The following is a 15,867-nucleotide window of genomic DNA, read 5'->3' as shown; positions in this document are numbered from 1 at the left end:
AGTGGCGTTTGGTCGCGTTTCCGGTTTCATGCAAGAAAGTAATTTACAAAATTACAATAATTGTCAAGATGTTTAAACATGACCGATCGTGATCACAAAATTCTTGACGCCGCCATCGCCGTGTTTGCACGGTACGGGGTGCGCAAAGCGACCATGGGCGACATTGCCGAACAGGCCGGCATGTCCCGGCCGACCCTTTACGCGCGTTACGCCAACAAGGACGAGATCATGGCAGCTGCGATGCAGCTGATCTCGGATCGGGTGGTCAGCGAGGTTGTCGAGGCCTGGTGCTTGGCCGCCACGCTCGGCGAGCGGATCGACATTTTTCTCGAGTGCGCGATTGTCCGGTTTTTCGAGCAGATCAGGCAGATGCCGGATTCCAGCGATCTGATGACCGGCAGCGGAGACGGCGCTGCACCGCACCTGAAGGCGGAGCAGGGCAAGATCGATCTGCTGACAGAGTTGTTCGAGGCCCGCACCGATGCGCTTGCCGCCCATGGCAGCAGTCCGGCGGAGCTGGCGGATTTCTTCTATGCCAGCGCCTCGAGCTTCAAGTTTACCGCGCGGGACGGCAAACACCTTGCAAGCCTGCTGGCCACACTGAAGCAAAGCACCATGGTCATGCTCGGCGAGGCTTAGTCCTGCCGCGGTGTCTGTTCCCAGGCCTGCCTGTCCTACCTTCACCGGACGCGGTCAGCCGGGCTTTTCGTTGATCCACGTCAATGCGGCGGCCCGCGGACATGCCCAGATTGAGGGCAACCGACATCCCTCACTGCCTGAAGGAATCACCCATGCTCCTTTCGCCCAGATCCGCCTTGCTCATGCTGTCGCTTGCAGGTTTTGTTGGCCTCTCAAACGGGCCGGCATCGGCCGGGGACTGCACCGGCTACGTCGTCGGGGTCAAGCCGATCAGCCAGTATAATCATGCGCGCGGCAACGGTTTCCTGGCGGTGCGTACGGGCCCCGGATCGAGCTACCAGCAGATCGGCGAGGTCTACCGCGGCGACGAGGTTTCGGTCTACAACCGGCGCGGCAACTGGTACGCGATCACCTGCATGTCGGGCCGCTGCACGCAGCCGATGTGGGGCACGCCGATGCCGTCGGGCTGGGTGTCGCGCAAATATGTCGATGCCCGCGGTGTTTGCCCCTGAGCAGTCGGCTAACAATATCCTTGCTTCCAAGGGGCGCGCGCACAACGATCAGGCCTTGAAAGCAGTCGCCCTGACGCGACGTTGCAGATAAAGGGCGATGCCGATCCAGACCGCAGACCGCAGTGTCATCGCGCCGACGGTGCGCACCTCGTAGGCTCCGCCTGACAGCACATGCCAGCCAAACAGGCCGAAGACTGCGACAATGGTGATTGCCAAGGCAATGGCCAGATAGTGGGCCCAACGCTTCAGCAGCAGAATTCCGACCGCCGCGGCGGCATAGGCAAATCCCGACAGGAAGTTGAACCACAGGACGAAGCGGACGGCATTTCCCGCCGCCGCCTGCGCCTCGGGGCCGCCGAAGAGCACCCGTCCGCCTGACACGATGGTCAGAATGCCGAAGATCAGAGCGAAACCCGCCACAAGGCGATTGGAGACAACGCTTCGCTTGCCGACCGTCATGTGTTGGCTCCTGCGTTGTTGTCAGCCTGCTGAACCCGGGTGTGGTGGCACTGCGCAGCGTGGGCGCCTTTTGCCACCTGTGAGTATGGCACGTATGCCGGCCCCCAGCGAATGTTTGCTTGCTGGCCGGAGCAGGGCAAATCGCCTCACTGCGGGTTCGACGATTCACACTCTGTCCATCATTCCTAACCCTTCGTTAATCTTGACGAGATATTAAGGGGTCGAACTCGTGCGCCTGATGGGGGTGGTTCCCATTGACGCCCATGGTGGCCCATGTTATCCCAAAAGCCCAAGATCAGCAGGCGGGCATCCGCCGTTTCATCCCAATCCGGACTGCGGTTCCCGCAAGGCGCCGCGCAGGCGGTTCTCGCCGCCCTTGAAGTCCTGTGCGCGGATGAACGGCGCCCAACCGGAGGGTCGATGGAGTGGGGCCAACAGGCGGAAGCGGCGGTACAGAGTCATGAACCGGTTCCTGTCGCATGCGACAAACAGGATCGACGCGAAGGGGCGGGTTTCCGTGCCATCGATGTTCCGTGCTGTGCTGGCGCGTTCGGCGGTCGAAGAGCTCTACGCCTGGCAGGATTTCGTGTTTCCGGCGGTCTCGATGGCCGGACCGGAGGTGCTCGAGCGCTTCGAGCGGATGATCGGATCGCAGGATCCGTTCTCGGCGGAAGCCAACAAGATGTCGCTGCTCATTCACGGCGGCGGGGTGTTCATGAAGCTCGACGGCGAGGGTCGGCTTCTGGTGACGGATTTCATCCGCGATTTTGCGGGCATCACCGACCGGGTGACGTTCGCGGGGCGGGGGGATCATTTTCAGCTCTGGGAACCGGCGGCATTCGAGCAGATGCAGGCGCAGGCCCGGAAAGAACGGACGGCCATTTCCTGACCGTCCGCAACGGATGGAGAAACGGAATGGCGGCGGACATGGGCGACGGTGAAACTGACGTCCAAGGCGGACCTGTCCGCCACATTCCGGTTCTTCTCCGCGAGGTTCTGGCAGCCCTGGAGCCCAAGCCCGGCGAGATCATCGTCGACGGCACCTTCGGGGCGGGCGGTTACACCGCCGCCATTCTCGAGGCCGGGGCCGAAGTGATCGCCTTTGATCGCGATCCCGATGCGATTGCGGCGGGTGCCGCGATGGTCGAGGCCTCGAACGGCAAGCTCAAGCTCATCCATGCCCGGTTCTCCGAACTGCTCGATCAAGTCGAGGAGACCAGCCTTGACGGCGTGGTGCTCGACATCGGCGTCTCCTCGATGCAGATCGACGAGGCCGAACGCGGGTTTTCCTTCATGCGCGACGGACCGCTCGACATGCGGATGGGGCAATCGGGCGTCAGCGCGGCGGACGTGGTCAACCGCGCCAAGCCCTCCGACATGACACGGATCTTCGGCATCCTGGGCGAGGAACGTCATGCCGGCCGCATCGCGCGGGCGATCGAGGCGGAGCGGCAGAAGGCGCCGTTTGCCACCACCCGGCAGCTGGCGGGGCTGATCGAAAAGGTGTCGCCGCGGCGTCCGCAGGACAAGATCCATCCGGCCACACGGGTGTTCCAGGCGCTCCGGACCTATGTCAACGACGAGCTGGGCGAGCTGGCGCGGACGCTGTTTGCGGCCGAACGGGCGCTCAAGCCGGGCGGGCGGCTGGTGGTGGTCAGCTTCCACTCGCTCGAGGACCGCATCGTCAAGCGCTTCTTCCAGGACCGCGCCGGCAAGGCGTCGGGCTCGCGGCATCTGCCGATGGTGGCCGAGCGGCAATCGACATTCACGCTGATCGGCAAGCAGCCGGTGAGCGCGGGCGAGGACGAATGCGCGATCAACCCGCGTTCGCGGTCGGCGAAAATGCGCGCCGGGCTGCGCACCACGGCACCCGCCGGCAAGGCCGGCGCCGACATCCTTCCCGTCCCCAACCTCGCCGCGCTTGCGGCTCTCGGAGGCTGAGCCATGCTGCGAACCATCGACCTGGTGCTTGTCGGCGCGATGATCGCCGCCGCTACGATCACCTACCAGATCAAGCATGCCGCCGAGGAGAAGCTGGCCCAGGTGCAGGAACTGCAGGCCGAGATCAAGCTTCAGGAAGAGACCATCGATCTGCTCGAGGCCGACTGGAGCCTGCTCAACCAGCCCTCGCGGTTGCAGCGGCTGTCGACTGCCTTCGAGGCGGAACTGGGGCTGAAACCGATCACGCCTGAACAAATGGCCGGGCCCGACGAGTTGCCCGGGCGGGCGAGCGACTTCGAGCCGCAAGTGGCTGAGGGCGAAACCGACGCGGAACTGACGACGGGGTCTGTGCAACAATGAGAAAACTCGGGACGCTTCTTTCCGGGCTTGGCCCGGCCGGCAATGCGGCCGACGGCCGCGGTCGCTCACCGCTCGAATTCGAGGGTGTGCGCAAGGCGCAGGGCACCCAGGCCAAGAACCGCATCATCATCGCGATCGCCTGTTTTGGAGTGTTCTACTCGGTCATCGGAGCGCGGCTGGTGCAGTACGGCATGCGTTCGCCCGAGACGGTTTCCTCGATCGCCCGCGCCGATCAGTTGCTGATCTCGCGGCCGGACCTGCTCGACCGCAACGGCGAGGTGCTGGCCACCGACATCCGTACCGTGTCGCTGTTTGCCGAGCCCAACAAGATTGTCGATCCCGACGAGGCAATCGAACTGCTCGCCACCGTGCTTCCTGATCTCGACATGCGCGGCATCCACCGCAAGTTGTCGTCGAATTCGAGGTTCCAGTGGCTGAGAAGGCAGCTGACCCCCAAGCAGCAAAGCCAGATCCTTGCACTTGGCATTCCGGGTATCGGCTTCCGGCCGGAAACGCGCCGCTTCTACCCTGGCGGGCCGACGGCGTCGCATGTTGTCGGCCACGTCAACATCGACAACAAGGGCATCGCCGGGATGGAGAAATATGTCGACGGGCAGGGGCTCGGCGACCTGGCCGCCGCCGGCCTGACGGTCAACGAGGACATGAAGCCGGTTCGGTTGTCACTCGATCTGAGGGTACAGCATGTGCTGCGCGACGAGCTTTCGGCGGCCATGGGCCGCTACAAGGCGATCGCCGCTGCCGGTGTGGTGCTGAACGTGCATACCGGCGAAGTGATCGGCATGTCGTCACTGCCGGATTACGATCCGAACAACCCCGTCGAAGCGCTGCAGAAAGACCGGCTCAACCGGATGTCGGCGGGCACCTACGAGATGGGCTCGACCTTCAAGGCGTTCACCACGGCGATGGCGCTCGATTCGGGCCTGGTCAAGATGTCGGATTCCTTCGACGCCCGCGGGGCGATCCGCATCGGCGGCTTCACCATCAAGGATTTCCACGGCAAGAACCGGGTGCTGAGCGTGCCGGAAATCTTCATCTACTCCTCCAATATAGGTACTGCCCGGATGGCCGATCTGGTCGGCATCGAGGGGCACAAGGAATTCCTCACCCGGCTGGGGCTTTTGACCCGCATGCAGACCGAATTGCCCGAAGTGGCAATGCCGAACCAGCCGGCCGAGTGGAAGAAGATCAACTCGATCACCATCTCTTTCGGCCATGGGGTGTCGACCACGCCGCTGCAGACGGCGGTCGCCGCGGCGGCGCTGATGAACGGCGGCAAGCTGATCGAGCCGACCTTCCTGCCGCGCACGAGGGAGGACGCCGACAAGGTCGCCATCCAGGTGATCAAGCAGTCGACCAGCGACAACATGCGCAACCTGATGCAGATGAATGTCGCCAAGGGCTCGGGACGGCGCGCCGAGGTTCCCGGTTTCCATGTCGGCGGCAAGACCGGAACGGCGGAAAAGGTGGTCAACGGGCGCTACGATTCATCGGTGCGCTTCAACGCCTTCCTCTCCGCCTTCCCGATCGACAATCCTGATTATGTGGTGCTGGTGGTGATCGATGAACCCAAGCCCGAGGAAGGCGCGCACTCGGCCACCGCCGGCCTGAACGCCGCCCCCATGGTCGGGGCGATCATTCGCCGGTCCGCGGCGTTTCTGGGGGTCAGGCCGCGGTTTGGAAATGATATGCAGGCGCTGCGATTGTCATACTGAAAACACAAGTGGCGGGCAGGGCATCGCTGATATCAAGTGAACCGCATTTTATCCCGGCAATGAAAGACCAGAGCATTTCATGAAACTGTCCGCATTGATCGCCGCCCTGCCTTCCGAATCCCTTGCGGTTCCGCAAACAGCCGACACCGGGCTTGCGGTGACCGGACTGACCGCCGACAGCCGCATGGTCGAGCCGGGGAATGTGTTTTTCGCGCTTGCCGGGGTGAAGACGGACGGCGCCCGGTTTGCCGCCCAGGCGGCTTCGCGGGGAGCCATGGCAATCGTGGCGGGCCGCGATGCGGAGCTTGCGGACATCACGGTTCCGGTGCTGCGGGCGGAGGATCCGCGGCAGGCGCTGGCGCGCATGGCCGCGGCCTTCTTCGGTCCGCAGCCGCGGGTGATGGCGGCGGTGACCGGCACTGCCGGCAAGACCTCGGTCGCCTCTTTCCTGCGGCAGATCTGGACCCATGCCGGTGAGCAGGCCGCGATGCTCGGCACCACCGGGGTGGTGGCGCCGGGCCGCATCGAATACGGCACGCTGACCACGCCGGACCCGGTCGCGCTGCACCGGCTGCTGGCCGAGCTTGCCAGCGAAGGCGTGACCCACGCTGCGATGGAAGCCTCCAGCCACGGGCTCGACCAGCGCCGGCTTGATGGCGTGGCGCTGAGTGTCGGCGGCTTCACCAATCTGGGCCGCGACCACATGGATTACCATCCGACCATGGATGACTACATGGCGGCCAAGATGCGGCTGTTCGACACGCTGCTGCCGAAGGGTGCGCCGGCGGTGATCTTTGCCGACGACCCGTGGTCGCAGAAGGCCGTCGAGGTCGCCGAGCGGGCCGGCGCCCGGGTGCTGACCGTTGGCCGCAAGGGCGGGTTCCTCAGCCTCAAGCGGGTCGAGCACCTGCGCGACAAGCAGGTCGCCGAGGTTCACATGGACGGGCGCATCTTCGAGGTGCACCTGCCGCTGGCCGGCGACTTCCAGATATCCAACGCGCTCGTCGCCGTCGGCATGGCGATCGCCAGCGGTACCTCCGCGGACCAGGCCATGGCGGCGCTCGATCATCTGACCGGCGCATCGGGGCGGCTTGAGCTCATCGGTTCGACGCCACATGGCGCGCCGGCCTATGTCGATTACGCCCATAAGCCGGAGGCGCTGGAAAACGTGCTGGAGGCGGTGCGGCCGTTCACCACCGGCCGGGTGATCGTCGTCTTCGGCTGCGGCGGCGACCGCGACCGCGGCAAGCGGCCGATCATGGGCGAGATCGCGATGCGGCTTGCCGATGTGGTGATCGTCACCGACGACAATCCACGCTCGGAAGATCCGGCCACCATCCGTGCCGAAATCATGACGGTGGCCGCCGGCGCGACGGAGATCGGCGACCGCGCCGAAGCGATCAGAACAGCGGTCGGCATGCTTGAGGCCGGTGACACGCTCATCGTCGCAGGCAAGGGTCACGAGGAAGGCCAGACGATCGGCGACAAGGTGCTGCCGTTCTCCGATCACACCGAAATTCGCAAGGCACTGGAGGAACTCAAGGCATGAGTTTGCTGTGGACCGCGCAAGAGATGATCGAAGCCATGGACGGGCGTCCGGTCGGCGCTCTGCCGGACGGCGTCACCGGGATTTCCATCGACAGCCGGACGGTCGGCGCGGGCGACGCCTTCTTCGCCATCAAGGGCGAGCGCTTCGACGGGCATGATTTCGCCAGCGTTGCGGTGGCCAATGGGGCGAGCCTGCTTGTCGTGTCGGAATCGAAGCTGCCGGCACTCGGACGGCTGACCGCACCGATGATCGTGGTCAATGACGTGCTGGCCGCGCTTGAGGATCTCGGACGCGCCTCGCGGGCGCGCTCGGAAGCCAGGATCATCGCGGTGACCGGCTCGGTGGGCAAGACCTCGAGCAAGGAAATGCTGCGCCAGGCGCTCGAGCCCAGCGGCGAGGTTCATGCCTCGGTGGCTTCGTTCAACAACCATTGGGGCGTGCCGCTGACACTGGCGCGGATGCCCGCGAGCACGGCCTTTGGCGTGTTCGAGATCGGTATGAACCATCCCGACGAGATCCGGCCGCTGGTCAAGATGGTCAGGCCGCATATCGCCATCATCACCACCATTGCCGCCGCCCATATGGGCAATTTCAAGAACCTCACCGAGATCGCGGCGGCAAAGTCCGAGATCATGGAAGGCCTGGTCGAGGACGGTCACGTGCTGCTCAACCGGGACAACGAGAAATACGGCTGGCTGAAGAAGCGGGCCGGGGAACTCGGGGTCGCCCATGTTCACTCTTTCGGGGAAAATCCCAAGGCCGACTACCGCCTGCTCAAGTGCAAGCTGTTGCCGGACTGCTCGACGATCACCGCGCGAATCGGCGCTGAAGACGTCGCCGCCAAGATCGGGGCGCCCGGGCGGCACCAGGTTCAGAATGCGCTGGCGGTGCTCGGAACGGTGCAGCTTGCCGGTGCAAATCTCGCCAAGGCCATCCACGCCCTTTCCCGGCTCTCGGCAGAAAAAGGCCGCGGCGCCCGGCATGAGTTGAAGATCGATGGCGGCAGTTTCGTGCTGATCGATGAAAGCTACAACGCCAACCCGGCCTCGATGCGCGCTGCGCTGGACCTGATGCGCGACACGCCGGTCCGGCTCAGGGGACGGCGGATCGCCGTGCTGGGCGACATGCTGGAAATGGGCCGCTTTTCCGAACAGGTGCACCGCGATCTGGCAGGGCCGGTGCGTGAGGCCGGCGCTGACATGGTTTGCCTGGCCGGTCCGGAAATGCGGGCGCTGCGCGATGAACTGGGAACGACCATCGAAACCGTCTACAGGGACGAAGCCCCCGAACTGGCCGAGTATCTCAGGACGGTTTTGAGGGATGGCGACGTGGTGATGGTCAAGTCATCGCTCGGCATCGGCTTCGGCCGTATTGTTAAGGCATTGCTTGACAACTATCCGGTGCTGTCTGACAGCAACACTCAAGATTAAACGGGTCGGGGACCGAATTCATGCTTATCTGGTTGGTGGATCTGGCGGACGAAGTCCAGTTTTTTAATCTTTTCAGATACATCACCTTCCGAACAGGTGCCGCGATGTTTACCGCGGCGCTGATCGTGTTCCTGTTCGGACCGCGAATCATCGCCTCGCTGAAAGTGCGCCAGGGCCGGGGACAGCCGATCCGCGCTGACGGACCGCAGACCCATTTCCTGAAGGCCGGGACGCCGACGATGGGCGGTTTGATGATCCTGGCCGGCATCGTCGGCTCGTCGCTCTTGTGGGCGGATCTGTCGAGCGTCTATGTGGTCACCACGCTCCTGGTGACGCTCGGCTTCGGCGCCATCGGATTTTACGATGACTACCTGAAAGTCACCAAACAGACTGACAAGGGGTTCTCCGGCAAGGCGCGGCTGGGGCTTGAGTTCATCATTGCGGGTGTTGCGGTGTTCTTCATCATGCAGGCCTCGATGGCCGCGTCCACCGTCAACGGCGTGACCTTCGGATCGTCGATCGCATTCCCTTTCTTCAAGGATCTGCTGCTCGATCTCGGCTGGTTCTTCATCGTCTTCGGCGCCTTCGTGATCGTGTCGGCCGGCAATGCGGTCAACCTGACCGACGGTCTCGACGGGCTGGCGATCGTGCCGGTGATGATCGCCGCGGCCTCGTTCGGCGCCATCGCCTACCTCGCCGGCAACGCGGTGTTTGCCAATTACCTGCAGATCCATTTCGTGCCCGGCACAGGTGAACTGGCGGTTATCCTCGGCGCAGTCATCGGAGCGGGGCTTGGCTTCCTGTGGTTCAACGCGCCGCCCGCCGCAATCTTCATGGGCGACACCGGGTCGCTGGCGCTGGGCGGCCTGATCGGCACGGTGGCGGTCGCCACCAAGCACGAGATCGTCATGGCGATCATTGGCGGCCTGTTCGTGATGGAAGCGCTGTCGGTGATCATCCAGGTGGCTTCGTTCAAGCTGACCGGGAAGCGGGTGTTCCTGATGGCGCCGATCCACCATCATTTCGAAAAGCTCGGCTGGACCGAAAGTCAGGTCGTGGTGCGGTTCTGGATCATCTCGGTCGGGCTGGCAATGATCGGCCTCGCGACCTTGAAGTTGAGGTGATCGATGATCGCTGCGTCGACATTTCGCGGCAGACGCGTGGCGCTCTTCGGCCTGGGGGGCTCGGGGCTCGCCACCGCACGGTCGCTGGTTGCGGGCGGAGCCCAAGTCTCGGCCTGGGACGACAATCCGGCCCAGGTTGACGCGGCGCGGGCCGCGGGCATTCCGGTCGCCGATCTGCGCGATCTCGACTGGACTTCTGTCGACACCCTGGTGCTGGCTCCGGGCGTGCCGCTGACCCATCCCAAGCCGCACTGGAGCGCGGAACTGGCCAACAGCCACGGCGTCGAGATCATCGGCGATGTCGAGATCTTCGTGCGCGAGCGTCGGGCGCATGCGCCGGGCAGTCCGTTCATCGCCATTACCGGCACTAACGGCAAGTCGACCACCACGGCGCTGATCGCCCATTTGATCGCCCATTCGGGCCGCGATGCGCAACTCGGCGGCAATATAGGAACGGCGGTGCTGACCCTGGCACCGCCCGCGCCGGACCGGGTGCACGTCGTCGAGTGTTCGTCCTACCAGATCGATCTGGCGCCTTCGCTCGATCCGAGCGCCGGGCTGCTGCTCAACCTGACACCTGATCACCTCGACCGGCACGGCTCGATGCAGCATTATGCCGAGGTCAAGGAGCGGCTCGTGGCGCAAAGCGCCGTAGCGATCATCGGCGTCGATGACGACTGGTGCCGCGGCATTGCCGACCGGCTTGAAAGCCAGGGGCGGACTGTCGAGCGGATTTCCAAGGACCACGCGCTCACCGAGGGCCTGTTCGCGCAAGGATCGCTGATCCGCCGGGCGCATGAGGGCGCGGTGGACGATCTGGCCGACCTGACAGGCATCGCCACGCTGCGCGGCGCGCACAATGCGCAGAATGCGGCCGCCGCCATCGCCGCTTGCCTGGCGGTCGGGCTGAGCGTCGACGAGATCCGCGCCGGCCTGGCGGTCTTTCCCGGTCTCAAGCACCGGATGCAGCCGGTGGCGCGGCGTGGACGCGTTGTCTTCGTCAACGATTCCAAGGCCACCAATGCGGACGCGGCAGCACCGGCGCTGCAGAGCTTCGAGCACATCTACTGGATTGCCGGCGGTCTGCCGAAAGAGGGCGGGATTGCTTCGCTCGAGCCGTTCTTCCCGCGCATTGCCAGGGCCTACCTGATCGGCGAGGCGGCCGCGGGGTTTGCCGCCACCATCGGCGCGCATGCGCCGTTCGAGATTTCCGGCACGCTGGACCAGGCGGTGGCCGCGGCTGCGCGCGATGCGGCGCTGGACGCGGCGGAAATGCCCGCGGTGCTGCTGTCGCCGGCCTGCGCCAGTTTCGACCAGTTCCGCAATTTCGAGGTCAGGGGCGACGCCTTCGTCAGCCTGGTGTCAGCGCTCGCTGATATCGACATGCTCATCGATGTAGAAAACAATGGAGAGTGCCATGGTTAGCCGCGTCGAACGTGGACCGGTCGCCGACTGGTTCTGGACCATCGACCGCCTGTTCCTGGCGGTCTTCGTCGGGCTGATGGGGATCGGCCTGATGCTGTCGTTTGCCGCCAGCCCGGCGGTGGCCGAGAGGCTGGGGCTCGACAGCTTTCATTTCGTCGAGCGGCACGGCCTGTTCCTGCTGCCGGCGCTGATCGTGATGGTCGGCGTGTCGTTCCTGAGCCCGCGGCAGGTGCGTCGGCTGGCGTTGCTGCTTCTGGTCGCGTCCATCCTGATGATGATCCTGGCCCTGTTTTTCGGCGTCGAGATCAAGGGATCGCGGCGCTGGGTGTCGATTCTGGGCCTGTCGGTCCAGCCATCGGAATTCATGAAGCCCGCCTTCGTGGTGATCTGCGCCTGGCTGTTCTCGGAGCGGTCGCGGCATCCCGAGATCCCCGGAAACCTGTTCGCCATCATCCTGTTCGGCATCGTTGCGGCATTGCTGGTGGCCCAGCCCGACCTGGGGCAGACCATGCTGACGACCGCGGTCTGGGGCGGCATGTTCTTCATGGCCGGCATGTCCTGGCTGTGGATCATGCTGCTTGGCAGCGTTGCGGTCCTCGGTTTCATCTCGGCCTATTTCATGTTTCCGCACGTGGCCGAGCGCATCAACGGCTTCCTGTTCGGCGAGGGCGACAGTTTCCAGGTCGACACGGCGCGCGAGGCGATCATCCGCGGTGACTGGCTCGGCCAGGGCCCGGGCGAGGGGACGATCAAGCGGATCCTGCCCGATAGCCACACGGACTTCGTCTTTTCCGTCGCGGCGGAGGAATTCGGCATCATTTTCTGCATGGTGCTGGTCATGCTGTTCGGTTTCGTGGTCATTCGCGGGCTCATTCGTGCCGGGCAGGAGCAGGACGACTTCACCCGGCTGGCAGTGGCCGGTCTTTCGCTGCTGATCGGTTTCCAGTCGTTCATCAACATCGGCGTCAACCTCGAACTGCTGCCGGCCAAGGGCATGACGCTGCCGCTGATTTCCTATGGTGGCTCGTCGATGATCGCGGTGTCGATCACCGCCGGTTTCGTTCTGGCCCTGACCCGGCGCCGGCCCGAAAGCCGTGCCCAGCCACGCACCGTCTACCGGCCGGTGGCGAGCGTGGCGGCGGAATAGGGCGATGGCAAAGAGCAAGCTTTTTCTGCTGTCGGCGGGCGGTACCGGCGGGCATCTGTTCCCGGCCGAGGCGCTGGCGCACGAGCTGACGGCGCGCGGGCACCGGGTGCACCTGGTCACCGACAGCCGCGCCGAGCGGTTCTCGGGCAAGTTCCCGGCCTCCGAGATCCATGTCGTGCGGTCGGCCACGATCGGTTCGAAGAATCCGTTCAAGGTGATCAGTTCGTTGTGGACCCTGTTCAAGGGCGTACGCGAGGCCGGCGCCCTGATCCGGAAAATCCGGCCCGACGCGGTGATCGGGTTTGGCGGCTATCCAACGATCCCGCCGCTGCTCGCGGCCTCGAATGCCGGTTTGCCGACGATGCTGCATGAGCAGAACGCGGTGATGGGCCGCGCCAACAAGGCACTGGCCTCGCGGGTCAAGGCGATTGCCGGCGGCTTCCTGCCCGAAGGCGAGGGCCGTTACGCGGACAAGACCGTGATCACCGGCAATCCGGTACGCCCGGAAGTGATCGCGGCGGCAGCCATTCCCTATGTGCCTTCGGTCGACGGCGAACCGTTCCGGCTGGTGGTGTTCGGCGGCAGCCAGGGCGCGCAGTTCTTCTCCGACGCCATTCCATCGGCCATCGGCCTGTTGCCAGATCCTCTCAGGGCGCGGCTCGAACTCACCCAGCAGGCAAGACCCGAGGACGAGGCGCAGGTCAGGGCGCGGCTTAAGGAGATGGGTGTCAAGGCCGAGGTGTCGCCGTTCTTCACCGACATGGCGGCGCGCATCGGCGCGGCGCATCTGGTGATTTCGCGCTCCGGCGCCTCGACCGTCTCCGAGATTGCGGTGATCGGCCGCTCGGCCATCCTGGTGCCCTATCCCTATGCGCTCGACCATGACCAGGCCGCCAATGCCCACGCGCTGATGGCCAAGGGCGGCGCCAGCGTGGTCCGCCAAGCCGACCTGACGCCTCAGGTTCTCGCTGGCATGATTGCCGACCGCATGAACGATCCCACCGGGCTGGCGGCTACCGCGAGCGCCGCCCAGGCCACGGGAAAACCCGACGCCGCGCGCTTGCTTGCCAATCTGGCAGAAGCTATTGCGGAGGGCGTCAGTGTAGAACAATTCAGGAGTCCACCCGCATGAAGATGCCACAAACAATCGGCCTGGTGCATTTCATCGGCATCGGCGGCATCGGCATGAGCGGCATTGCCGAGGTCCTCAACAATCTCGGCTACAAGGTGCAGGGCTCGGATCAATCCGAGAGCGCCAATGTGCAGCGGCTCAGGGACAAGGGTATCGAGGTGCATATCGGCCACTCCGCTGCCAATCTCGGCGATGCGGAAGTGGTGGTTGTCTCGACCGCGATCAAGAAGAACAACCCCGAGCTGATGGCGGCGCGCGAACGCCTGCTGCCGGTGGTGCGGCGTGCCGAAATGCTGGCCGAGCTGATGCGGTTCCGCAACGCCATCGCCATCGGCGGCACCCACGGCAAGACCACAACCACCTCGATGGTGGCGACGCTGCTCGAAGCCGGCGGGCTCGATCCGACCGTGATCAACGGCGGCATCATCAACGCCTACGGCACCAATGCGCGCATGGGCGAGGGTGAATGGATGGTGGTGGAAGCCGACGAAAGCGACGGCACCTTCCTCAAGCTGCCCGCCGACATCGCCATCGTCACCAATATCGATCCCGAGCATCTCGACCATTACGGCACCTTCGACGCGGTGCGCGCCGCGTTCCGGCAGTTCGTCGAGAACGTGCCGTTCTACGGTTTCGGCGTGATGTGCCTCGACCACCCGGAAGTGCAGGCCCTGGTCAGCCGCATCGAGGACCGCCGGGTCATCACCTATGGCGAGAACCCGCAGTCGGACGTGCGCTATTTCAATCACCGGATGGACGGGCCGGTCTCGGTGTTCGACGTGGTGATCCACAGCCGCAAGACCGGCAAGACGGTCGAGCTCAAGGATCTCAGGCTGCCGATGCCGGGCAAGCACAATGTCTCGAACGCGGTTGCCGCAATTGCGGTGGCCAGCGAGCTGGGGCTGACGCCGGAGCAGATTGCCAAGGGACTTGGCCAGTTCGGCGGGGTCAAGCGGCGCTTCACCCATACCGGCAGCTGGAACGGGGTCGAGGTGTTCGACGATTACGGCCATCATCCGGTCGAGATCAAGGCGGTGCTGTCGGCCGCGCGCGACGCCTGCCAGGGTCGGGTGATCGCGGTGGCGCAGCCGCACCGCTACACGCGACTTGAAAGCCTGTTCGACGACTTCTCCACCTGTTTCAACGACGCCAACACCGCGATCATCGCGCCGGTCTATTCGGCTGGCGAAGATCCGATCGAAGGCATCAGTTCGGCCGCCCTGGTGTCGAGCATGAAGGCGGGCGGCCACCGCGATGCGCGGCTGATCGACGGGCCTGCGGCGCTGGCGCCGTTGATCGCCGAGATCGCGAAGCCGGGCGATTATGTCGTTTGCCTCGGCGCCGGCACAATTACGCAATGGGCCAACCAGCTGCCCAAGGAACTCCATGCGCTGAAGCCCGAAGCGGGTGGCAGCGCATGAAGCCGCTGCAGCTCGACGGGGAAAAGCTGCTGGCATCGCTCGAAGGCAAGCTGGGTGATGTCCAGGGCCGGCTGACGCCGAATGCCGAGATGTCGAAGGTGACTTGGTTCCGCACCGGCGGTCCGGCGGAACTGCTGTTCCAGCCGGTCGACGAGGACGACCTGTCGAGGTTTCTCGCCGCACTTCCGGAGGATGTTCCCGTGCTGCCGGTCGGCATCGGTTCCAACCTGCTGGTCCGCGACGGCGGCATTCCGGGCGTGGTGATCCGGCTGTCGGCCAAGGGATTCGGCCGCGCCGAACAGGTGTCGGATACGCGGCTGGCTGCGGGTGCTGTCTGCCCCGACAAGCACCTCGCCGCGCTGGCGCTCGAGACCGGGCTTGGCGGGTTTCACTTCTACCATGGCATTCCCGGCGCCATCGGCGGCGCCCTACGGATGAACGCCGGGGCCAATGGCGTCGAGACCCGCGAGCGGGTCGTCGAGGTTCACGCCATCGACCGCAAGGGCGGCCGGCATGTGCTGTCGAACGCCGACATGGGCTATGCCTACCGGCATTCCTCGGCGCCGAAGGACCTGATCTTCACCCGCGCCATCTTCGAGGGCACGCCCGCTGACAGGAGCGAAATCCGCGCCGCCATGGACGCCGTGCAGCACCACCGCGAGACGGTGCAGCCGATCCGCGAGAAGACCGGCGGCTCGACCTTCAAGAATCCGGAAGGGCATTCGGCCTGGAAGGTGATCGACGAGGCAGGCTGCCGCGGACTGACCGTGGGCGGCGCCCAGATGTCGCCGATGCATTGCAACTTCATGATCAACACCGGCACCGCCTCCGGCTACGAGCTCGAAAATCTCGGCGAGACGGTTCGCGCCCGCGTGCTCGAGCATTCGGGCATCCGGCTTGAATGGGAAATCAAGCGGCTCGGCCTGTTCGAGCCGGGGCAGGTGGTGCAGGAGTTTCTGGGGCAGCTGGTCTAATTCAGACTGCCGGCATTTCCC

At 64.7% G+C, this 15,867-nt stretch carries 15 protein-coding genes; 14 read left to right on the top strand and 1 reads right to left on the bottom strand.

The genetic code is table 11. The features are described 5' to 3' along the window. Positions 1-78: 78 nt before the first annotated feature. A complete protein-coding gene (locus tag O4H62_RS14025) occupies positions 79-639 on the top strand; it encodes a TetR/AcrR family transcriptional regulator (protein ID WP_269388745.1) in 561 nt (186 codons plus the stop codon). Between the two features lie 152 nt (positions 640-791). Continuing rightward, on the top strand, positions 792-1,151 hold the full coding sequence (locus tag O4H62_RS14020; protein ID WP_269388744.1) for an SH3 domain-containing protein: 360 nt from the start codon (positions 792-794) through the stop codon (positions 1,149-1,151). A gap of 48 nt (positions 1,152-1,199) precedes the next feature. Here the strand turns inward: O4H62_RS14020 and O4H62_RS14015 are convergent, their stop codons facing one another. Continuing rightward, positions 1,200-1,610 (bottom strand): hypothetical protein, encoded by a 411-nt coding sequence (locus tag O4H62_RS14015; protein ID WP_269388741.1) that lies wholly within the window; start codon positions 1,608-1,610, stop codon positions 1,200-1,202. A 460-nt stretch (positions 1,611-2,070) separates the two neighbouring features. Here O4H62_RS14015 and mraZ point away from each other — a divergent pair, with 460 nt between their 5' ends. From mraZ to murB, 12 genes are all read left to right on the top strand, one after another. After that, a complete protein-coding gene (gene mraZ / locus O4H62_RS14010) occupies positions 2,071-2,499 on the top strand; it encodes a division/cell wall cluster transcriptional repressor MraZ (protein WP_269388739.1) in 429 nt (142 codons plus the stop codon). A gap of 26 nt (positions 2,500-2,525) precedes the next feature. After that, complete coding sequence (gene rsmH, locus O4H62_RS14005) at positions 2,526-3,551, top strand: 16S rRNA (cytosine(1402)-N(4))-methyltransferase RsmH (RefSeq protein WP_269388737.1); 1,026 nt, start codon at positions 2,526-2,528, stop codon at positions 3,549-3,551. Positions 3,552-3,554: 3 nt separating this feature from the next. Continuing rightward, on the top strand, positions 3,555-3,911 hold the full coding sequence (ftsL, locus tag O4H62_RS14000; protein WP_269388736.1) for a cell division protein FtsL: 357 nt from the start codon (positions 3,555-3,557) through the stop codon (positions 3,909-3,911). Further along, on the top strand, positions 3,908-5,644 hold the full coding sequence (locus O4H62_RS13995; RefSeq protein ID WP_269388734.1) for a peptidoglycan D,D-transpeptidase FtsI family protein: 1,737 nt from the start codon (positions 3,908-3,910) through the stop codon (positions 5,642-5,644). The genes ftsL and O4H62_RS13995 overlap by 4 nt, the downstream gene beginning before the upstream one ends. Positions 5,645-5,723: 79 nt before the next feature. Next, positions 5,724-7,193 (top strand): UDP-N-acetylmuramoyl-L-alanyl-D-glutamate--2,6-diaminopimelate ligase, encoded by a 1,470-nt coding sequence (locus tag O4H62_RS13990; RefSeq protein ID WP_269388732.1) that lies wholly within the window; start codon positions 5,724-5,726, stop codon positions 7,191-7,193. After that, positions 7,190-8,623, top strand: a complete 1,434-nt coding sequence (locus tag O4H62_RS13985; RefSeq protein ID WP_269388731.1) for a UDP-N-acetylmuramoylalanyl-D-glutamyl-2,6-diaminopimelate--D-alanyl-D-alanine ligase — start codon at positions 7,190-7,192, stop codon at positions 8,621-8,623. Before O4H62_RS13990 ends, O4H62_RS13985 begins: the two co-directional genes overlap by 4 nt. A 20-nt stretch (positions 8,624-8,643) precedes the next feature. Beyond that, positions 8,644-9,747 (top strand): phospho-N-acetylmuramoyl-pentapeptide-transferase, encoded by a 1,104-nt coding sequence (mraY, locus tag O4H62_RS13980; protein WP_269388730.1) that lies wholly within the window; start codon positions 8,644-8,646, stop codon positions 9,745-9,747. Positions 9,748-9,750: 3 nt separating this feature from the next. Beyond that, positions 9,751-11,172 (top strand): UDP-N-acetylmuramoyl-L-alanine--D-glutamate ligase, encoded by a 1,422-nt coding sequence (gene murD, locus O4H62_RS13975; RefSeq protein WP_269388728.1) that lies wholly within the window; start codon positions 9,751-9,753, stop codon positions 11,170-11,172. Continuing rightward, positions 11,165-12,319 (top strand): putative lipid II flippase FtsW, encoded by a 1,155-nt coding sequence (gene ftsW / locus O4H62_RS13970; RefSeq protein WP_269388726.1) that lies wholly within the window; start codon positions 11,165-11,167, stop codon positions 12,317-12,319. Before murD ends, ftsW begins: the two co-directional genes overlap by 8 nt. A 4-nt stretch (positions 12,320-12,323) precedes the next feature. Further along, on the top strand, positions 12,324-13,451 hold the full coding sequence (gene murG, locus O4H62_RS13965) for an undecaprenyldiphospho-muramoylpentapeptide beta-N-acetylglucosaminyltransferase (RefSeq protein WP_269388724.1): 1,128 nt from the start codon (positions 12,324-12,326) through the stop codon (positions 13,449-13,451). Further along, positions 13,448-14,872, top strand: coding sequence for a UDP-N-acetylmuramate--L-alanine ligase (murC, locus tag O4H62_RS13960; RefSeq protein WP_269388722.1), 1,425 nt, complete (start codon positions 13,448-13,450; stop codon positions 14,870-14,872). Before murG ends, murC begins: the two co-directional genes overlap by 4 nt. Further along, entirely contained in the window at positions 14,869-15,846 is a 978-nt protein-coding gene (gene murB, locus O4H62_RS13955) for a UDP-N-acetylmuramate dehydrogenase (protein WP_430538437.1), read from the top strand. Before murC ends, murB begins: the two co-directional genes overlap by 4 nt. The last annotated feature ends 21 nt before the right edge of the window (positions 15,847-15,867 follow it).

It is taken from the genome of Parahoeflea alexandrii, from assembly GCF_027214025.1.
Taxonomy (GTDB): Bacteria; Pseudomonadota; Alphaproteobacteria; order Rhizobiales; family Rhizobiaceae; genus Hoeflea; species Hoeflea alexandrii_A.
Note: the sequence above shows the minus strand (reverse complement) of the source record. Positions and strands in the feature narration are given on the sequence as shown.

Excerpts from the sequence above, each read along its gene's own strand:
- rsmH (WP_269388737.1), top strand. The coding sequence starts at position 2,526 with ATGGCGGCGGACATGGGCGACGGTGAAACTGACGTCCAAGGCGGACCT.
- O4H62_RS13995 (WP_269388734.1), top strand. The coding sequence starts at position 3,908 with ATGAGAAAACTCGGGACGCTTCTTTCCGGGCTTGGCCCGGCCGGCAAT.
- murG (WP_269388724.1), top strand. The coding sequence starts at position 12,324 with ATGGCAAAGAGCAAGCTTTTTCTGCTGTCGGCGGGCGGTACCGGCGGG.
- mraY (WP_269388730.1), top strand. The coding sequence starts at position 8,644 with ATGCTTATCTGGTTGGTGGATCTGGCGGACGAAGTCCAGTTTTTTAAT.
- ftsL (WP_269388736.1), top strand. The coding sequence starts at position 3,555 with ATGCTGCGAACCATCGACCTGGTGCTTGTCGGCGCGATGATCGCCGCC.
- O4H62_RS14020 (WP_269388744.1), top strand. The coding sequence starts at position 792 with ATGCTCCTTTCGCCCAGATCCGCCTTGCTCATGCTGTCGCTTGCAGGT.
- murB (WP_430538437.1), top strand. The coding sequence starts at position 14,869 with ATGAAGCCGCTGCAGCTCGACGGGGAAAAGCTGCTGGCATCGCTCGAA.
- O4H62_RS14015 (WP_269388741.1), bottom strand. The coding sequence starts at position 1,610 with ATGACGGTCGGCAAGCGAAGCGTTGTCTCCAATCGCCTTGTGGCGGGT.
- O4H62_RS14025 (WP_269388745.1), top strand. The coding sequence starts at position 79 with ATGACCGATCGTGATCACAAAATTCTTGACGCCGCCATCGCCGTGTTT.
- murD (WP_269388728.1), top strand. The coding sequence starts at position 9,751 with ATGATCGCTGCGTCGACATTTCGCGGCAGACGCGTGGCGCTCTTCGGC.
- O4H62_RS13990 (WP_269388732.1), top strand. The coding sequence starts at position 5,724 with ATGAAACTGTCCGCATTGATCGCCGCCCTGCCTTCCGAATCCCTTGCG.
- ftsW (WP_269388726.1), top strand. The coding sequence starts at position 11,165 with ATGGTTAGCCGCGTCGAACGTGGACCGGTCGCCGACTGGTTCTGGACC.
- O4H62_RS13985 (WP_269388731.1), top strand. The coding sequence starts at position 7,190 with ATGAGTTTGCTGTGGACCGCGCAAGAGATGATCGAAGCCATGGACGGG.
- mraZ (WP_269388739.1), top strand. The coding sequence starts at position 2,071 with ATGAACCGGTTCCTGTCGCATGCGACAAACAGGATCGACGCGAAGGGG.
- murC (WP_269388722.1), top strand. The coding sequence starts at position 13,448 with ATGAAGATGCCACAAACAATCGGCCTGGTGCATTTCATCGGCATCGGC.